Source organism: Moorena sp. SIO3B2 (assembly GCF_010692525.1).
Classification (GTDB): Bacteria; Cyanobacteriota; Cyanobacteriia; order Cyanobacteriales; family Coleofasciculaceae; genus Moorena; species Moorena producens.
Genome location: NZ_JAAHHE010000868.1, coordinates 1 through 1,427 on the forward strand (window position 1 = coordinate 1; position 1,427 = coordinate 1,427).

General features: G+C 45.9%; 2 protein-coding genes. Both read left to right on the forward strand.

Going from position 1 to position 1,427, the window contains the following annotated elements:
* Positions 1–104: 104 nt before the first annotated feature.
* The gene (locus tag F6K38_RS41905; RefSeq protein WP_008189336.1) at positions 105–656 is read left to right on the forward strand and encodes an NUDIX hydrolase; all 552 of its coding nucleotides are present in this window, start codon (positions 105–107) and stop codon (positions 654–656) included.
* Positions 649–1,427, forward strand: a 779-nt coding sequence (locus F6K38_RS41910; RefSeq protein ID WP_287360748.1) for a deoxyribodipyrimidine photo-lyase, incomplete at its 3' end; no start/stop codon positions are given. The genes F6K38_RS41905 and F6K38_RS41910, both read left to right, overlap by 8 nt.

Sequence of the window (1,427 nt, forward strand, 5' to 3'; positions counted from 1 at the left end):
CTGACCGCTGACCCTTATCAGCTATCAGCCTTTGGCTGACCGCTGACCGCTGACCGCTGACCGCTGACCGCTGAATGCTTAATCCTTAATCTTTCATACTTCTTATGCTACCTGGTCAAGAACCCCCTCAACTCCTGAAAAAACACCTATTTTTCCAAGGAAGACGATTTAGTTTCGAGGTGAATAATCTACGTCTTCCTAATCAATCAGAAGGGCAATGGGAATGTATCCGTCACCCTGGTGGTTCCTTGGCGGTACCGGTAACACCCGATGGTAAACTGGTACTAGTACGGCAATATCGCTTTGCTGTTAGTGGGCGTCTTTTGGAATTCCCTGCTGGTACGGTAGAATCCCATGAAAACCCAGCTGAAACTATTAAACGGGAAATAGAAGAAGAAACTGGCTATCGCGCTCATCGCTGGAAATCTTTGGGGAAATTTCCCCTTGCTCCTGGCTATTCCGATGAGTACATTTATGCGTTTCTGGCGGAGGATTTGGAGAAATTGGAAGCCCCTCCTAAGCAAGATGATGATGAGGATATAGAGGTGGTTTTAATGACACCAAAAGAGTTAGAACAAGCTATCTTGGAGGGTGAGCCAGTGGATGCTAAATCTATTTCCAGCTTTTTTATGGCTCGCCCGTTCTTGAATGACTAACCTGATTCTATTCTGGCATCGCCGTGATTTACGGATTTCTGACAATGTGGGACTAGCTGCTGCTTTTGAGCTAAGTCCCAAGCTTGTCGGTGTTTTCTGTCTTGACCCTACTATTCTAGAGCGGGATGATATTGCCCCAGCAAGAGTAACTTATATGATTGGCTGCTTAGAACAATTGCAGCAGGGTTACAGGCAAGCTGGTAGTCAACTATTAATCCTACATCAAGACCCTAGGCAAGGAATTCCTAATTTAGCTGCTGCTCTGGAGGCTAAGGCTGTTTGTTGGAATTGGGATGTGGAACCTTATTCTAAGGAACGGGATCAAGATGTAGCAGCAGGGTTGAAGGAAAAGGGTATTGCTGTCTATAACTATTGGGATCAGTTATTACACGCACCAGGAGAAATTTTCACTAAGTCTGGCAATCCCTATAGTGTCTACACTCCTTTCTGGAAAAATTGGCAAGGTCAATCTAAGGCAGAACCTGTGGCAACTTTGACTAGGGTTGAATCCTTGACGGAAATAGAACAAGACAATGCCCTAGCAGCAGGGGTGACTGATTTACCTAGTGCTATAGATTTGGGGTATGTCTGGGAGAATGAACTGTTAGTGCCACCAGGGGAAAAGGTAGCCCAAGAGATACTGGAGGAATTTTGCGATCGCACTATTGGGGATTATCACGAACAACGTAATTTCCCAGGGGTGGATGGTACCTCGAAACTTAGTGCTGCTCTCAAGTTTGGTGTGATTGGGATTCGCAGGGTTTGGCAGGC